The organism is Sphingomonas bacterium, from assembly GCF_903644055.1.
Taxonomy (GTDB): domain Bacteria; phylum Pseudomonadota; class Alphaproteobacteria; order Sphingomonadales; family Sphingomonadaceae; genus Sphingomonas_I.
Genome location: NZ_CAHJXD010000005.1, coordinates 1 through 4,703, shown reverse-complemented (window position 1 = coordinate 4,703; position 4,703 = coordinate 1). Strand labels below are relative to the sequence as shown.

General features: G+C 69.3%; 3 protein-coding genes and 1 pseudogene. All 4 read right to left on the bottom strand.

The features are described 5' to 3' along the window. Positions 1–230, bottom strand: a pseudogene (locus HUU94_RS00235) (hypothetical protein); the annotation flags it as partial. A 314-nt stretch (positions 231–544) separates the two neighbouring features. Beyond that, on the bottom strand, positions 545–1,984 hold the full coding sequence (gene ftsZ, locus HUU94_RS00230) for a cell division protein FtsZ (protein WP_174273131.1): 1,440 nt from the start codon (positions 1,982–1,984) through the stop codon (positions 545–547). Between the two features lie 357 nt (positions 1,985–2,341). Further along, the gene (gene ftsA / locus HUU94_RS00225; RefSeq protein ID WP_174273130.1) at positions 2,342–3,595 is read right to left on the bottom strand and encodes a cell division protein FtsA; all 1,254 of its coding nucleotides are present in this window, start codon (positions 3,593–3,595) and stop codon (positions 2,342–2,344) included. A gap of 187 nt (positions 3,596–3,782) precedes the next feature. Further along, on the bottom strand, positions 3,783–4,703 hold a 921-nt coding region (locus HUU94_RS00220), incomplete at its 5' end, for a cell division protein FtsQ/DivIB (protein WP_254601804.1).

The following is a 4,703-nucleotide window of genomic DNA, read 5'->3' as shown; positions in this document are numbered from 1 at the left end:
CCGATCAGCGCGGCCACGTCGTCGGGCTTGGCCGCCAGCACGCGCAGGTAGCGCGACAGCGCCTCGGCCATGTCGCCCCGCGCCGCCGCCGCGCGCGCCTGCTCGGCGGCGTCGATCACCTGCACCGTCTGCATCGGCTGCGGCGTTTCGCTGAGATCGTCGGGGGTCGCCTGCGTGTGCGCCGGCGTGCCGGTGGCGAGATCGATCGCCAGAGCGAGGGCAAGCAGCATGCGCATCACGGTCGCGGAAGCTGGCGGCGAACGCGCGCGCAAGCAAGCTCGGCCGTCGCTGCGCCGGGACGTTCGCGATCAGGGGTGAACGGTCGAGCCGGGGGGCCGTCCGGCGCCACCGGCCCGAAACCAGCCCAAGCAAGCGCCCAGACGAACCCCGACGGCATCATTCGCCGCCACCCCGTCACCCGCCACCGTTTAACCGTCACCCCCGGCGAAAGCTGGGGTCTCCCGAACCGAGGACAGCCCTTACCGAACGAGATGCCAGCCTACGCTGGCATGACGGCTATCTGGATAGCCGCCGCGCTCGCCGCTTACTGATTATTCTGCCGGTTGAGGAAGCGCGGGATATCGAGCGGCTCGCGCTGGCCCTCGTCCTCTTCCTCGGCCGCCACCTTGCTCGATCCGCGCGCGATGCTCGACATGCGTTCGAACAGGGTCGCGCCCGCGGCGGGCTTGATCTCGCGCACCGTCGCGGTCGGCTCGGCATCCTCGGCCGGCTCGCTGTGCAGCCAGCGGCGCGGCCCCGCAACCACGGTGGAGGCCGGCGCGGTCTTGGCGGGCTCGGCCTCCTCGGCCGCCGCCTCGGGCGCGATCGAATCCTCGCCCAGCTCCAGTTCGTCCTCGGCGTCCGCGACCGGCGCCTCGGCCGCAACCGGCGGCGCCACGACCGGCGGCGCGGGCTCCGTGGCGGAAGACCGCGGTGAATCGGGGGTGCGGACCTCGACGCGGCTGCGCGGCGGAAAGGAGAAGAGCTTGCTCGGCTCGCTGTTCGGCGCGTTCATCGCATCGGCCTCGATCCCCGTCGCGACCACCGACACGCGGATCTTGCCTTCCAGATCGTTGTTGAACGCCGATCCCCAGATGATGTTGGCGTCGGGATCGACCAGTTCCTTGATATGATTGGCCGCCTCGTCGACCTCGAGCAGCCGCATGTCCTCGCCGCCGGTGATCGAGACGATCACGCCCTTGGCGCCCTTCATGCTGACCCCGTCGAGCAAAGGATTGGCGATCGCCTTCTCCGCAGCCTCGATCGCGCGATTGTCGCCGCTCGCCTCGCCGGTACCCATCATCGCCTTGCCCATCTCGCTCATCACCGAGCGCACGTCGGCGAAATCGAGGTTGATCAGCCCCGGCATCACCATCAGGTCGGTGATCCCGCGCACGCCCTGCTGGAGCACCTCGTCGGCCATCTGGAACGCTTCCTTGAAGGTCGTGTTCGGGTTGGCGATCAGGAACAGATTCTGGTTGGGGATGACGATCAAAGTATCGACGTGCTTCTGCAATTCGGCGATCCCCGCCTCCGCCGATTTCATCCGGCGATTGCCCTCGAAGCTGAACGGCTTGGTGACGACGCCCACCGTCAGGATGCCGCGCTCGCGCGCCGCCTTGGCGATCACCGGCGCCGCACCCGTGCCCGTGCCGCCGCCCATCCCCGCCGCGATGAAGCACATGTGGCTGCCCTCGAGCGCGCGCTCGACCTGCTCCAGCGTCTCCTCGGCCGCCGCGCGCCCGATCTCGGGCCGCGATCCCGCGCCGAGCCCCTGCGTGATCTTGAGGCCGAGCTGGATGCGCTGCTCCGAAGGCGAGGCGTTGAGCGCCTGCGCATCGGTGTTGGCGACGATGAAATCGACCCCCTGCACGTCGGCGCCCATCATGTTGGCGACGGCGTTGCCGCCCGCGCCGCCGACCCCGATCACGCTGATCCGCGGCTTCAGTTCGTCGATTTCGGGCCGGAGAAACTGGATGGTCATGAAACGCCCCTCAGCAGTGCCGGCGCGACGCGCCAATCATCGAGCGCCAGGATGCCAGACCCGATTCGCCGCCGCGAGCGAAATCGTGCATTTCGCGAAAAGTTTTCCACAGGGAATTTGGAATTTCTCCACAGAAGCCTGTGGATAAGTACCTCACCCCGACAATCCTCCCTCGTCATCCGCGCAAGCGGGAACCCAGCCGATCAACCAAAGCCGCGCGGCAGCGCGAACCCGTGCTGCCGCACCGGTCTGCACCCGCTGAAGTCCCGCCCGCGCGGGAACGACGAGGATCGAATCAACCATGTCAAACAGCAGCGGCCTGTATAGAACATACCACGAACATTGTCAAGCGAAAAATCAATAGCCGCTCTTCGCCGCCGCGATCAGCCGCTGGAGGAAGTTGATCGGCGAGAGCCGGATGATCGTCTGCGGCGTCGGGCTGGGCCGGAGGTCGATCGGGTTCGAGGCCGCGAACTGCACCAGCCCGGCGAGCGTCGCGAACGCCGGCCCCGAATGCGCCTCGGGCAGCCCGATCAGCCCGCGCGGCCGCCCGATCCGCACCGCGCGCCCGAGCACGCTCTGCGCATAATCGGCGATCCCTTTGAGCTCGGCGCCGCCGCCCGTCAGCACCACCTGCCGCGCGATCGGGCCGACGAAGCCCAAGGTCTTCAGCGATTCGTCGATCGCCCCGAAAATCTGCTCGAGCCGCTGGCGGATCACCGCGATGAGCTGCGCGCGGCTGATCCGCGCGGGCTCGCCGCCGTCCGGCTCGCCCGAGATCGGCGCGACCTCGATCATCTCGTGATTGTCGCGTGGGGAGGTCTGCGCCGACCCGTGAAAGCATTTCATCCGCTCGGCCTGCGCGCGCCGCGTCCCCACCGCAGACGCGATATCGTCGGTGATGTCCGCCGCCCCCAGCGGCAGCGACGCGAGCCCGACGAGCAGCCCGCCCGCGATCAGCGAGACGTTGGTCACCTCGGCGCCCAGCTCGACCAGCGCCACCCCCAGCTCGCGCTCCTCCTCGGACAGGCACGACATCGCGGTCGCCACCGGCGAGGCGACGATCTGCTTGACCGCCATGTGCGCCGATCGCACGCAATGATCGAGGTTGCGGATCGGCGAGGGCTCGGCGACGACGACGTGGATGTCGACCCCCAGCCGCTCGGCATAGAGCCCGAGCGGGTTGGTGACCCCCTTCAATCCGTCGATCGTGTAGAGCGCGGGCTGCGCATGCAGCACGGTGCGCCCGTCGGGATCGATCGAGCGCCGCCCCGCGTCGAGCAGCGCCGCGATATGCTTCTCGGTGATCCGCTCGCCGTCGAGTTCGACCTCGACCGAGGCGACGTCGCTGAACAGCCCGCCCGCCGAAAAGCTCAGCCAGGTCTCGTCGACATTGGTCCGCGCGATCCGCTCGGCCTGCTCCACCGCCTCGCGCACCGCACCTTCGGTAGCACTCATGTCGGCGATGAACCCGCGCCGCACCCCCCGGCTCTCGCGCTGCCCCGTGCCGAGCACGAGCAGGCCGTCCTCGGTCGGCTGCGCGATCAGCGCCGCGACCTTGGACGATCCGATGTCCAGCGCGGTGATCAGCCCTTCGCGGACAGGCGCCATCAGCGGTTCGCCAAGAGGCTGGCACGCAAAAGCCCGTTCGTCCCGAGCGAAGTCGAGGGACGTGCCACAAGCAGTGAGGTCGAACGTCCCTCGACTGGCCGCTTGCGGCCAGCTTGTCCTGAGCGCCTGCCTTGACAGGCAGTCGAAGGGCTCTGGACGAACGGAATGGGAAGTGCCCGGATTTTCCTCACGTCACCGTCTTCCCCACGGCCGGCGCCGCATCCGGTACGACCGGTGCCACGGGATCGGGCACCCGATAGCCCGGCTCCTCGCTCATCTTGACCACGATCCGGCTCGGATCGCGCATGTCGAAGCGCGCGATCCCGCGTCCGAGCAGCCGCGCCTCGGCATCGCGCCGGGTGAAGGAGGCGAGCGCGGCGCGCGCCTCCGCCTCGCCCTCGGGCAGCGACAGCGTCTCGCCCGATTGGAAGCGCAGGTCCCAGCGCCGCCCGCCGATCCAGGTCGCCGCCTCGATCAGCGGCTTCAGCGCGGGCTGGCTCGCCGCCAGCTTCTGGAAGTCGCCGGCATGGCGGTTGGCGTCGGGCCCGATCACCAGCGGGAGCTGATCGGGGATCGTCTGCGGATCGACCGCGGCGATCGGTTCGCCATGATCGTCGATCAGTTGCAGCCTCTGCTGATATTGCCAGATCCCGGCGGGTTTGCGCTCGACCAGATCGATCACGAGGGTATCGGGCAGCCGCCGCGACACGCGCGCATCCGCGACCCACGGCAGCTCGAGCAGCGCCCGGCGGATGCCCGAAAGGTCGACCAGCGGCATATCCTGCCCGCGCGCATCCATCGCGATCCGGTAGACCGCGTCGCGGTTGACGTGCCTCAGCCCCGAAGGCTGGATGTTGCGCACCACGAAGCCCATCGCGCCGATGCCGTGCGCCGCCGCCATCCCGATCATCTGCGGCACGCCCATCGCGGCGACGCCTGCCGCCAGCCCGCCGGCGAGCAGCAGCCCCAGCGTCCAGTTTTTCGCGCGGCGCAGCACCTCGGGCGGGATGGGGATCGCGCTCAAAGCTCGGCCGATCTGCGCGCCCACCGATGGTCGCCGCGTCCGCGCCGGCGGCCGCCTTACGGGCTTGCGCGCGGAGGCGGGCGT

What these genes read in the sequence shown, in the direction of transcription:
- ftsA (WP_174273130.1), bottom strand. Translation starts at nt 3,595, where the DNA reads ATGGCGCCTGTCCGCGAAGGGCTGATCACCGCGCTGGACATCGGATCG.
- ftsZ (WP_174273131.1), bottom strand. Translation starts at nt 1,984, where the DNA reads ATGACCATCCAGTTTCTCCGGCCCGAAATCGACGAACTGAAGCCGCGG.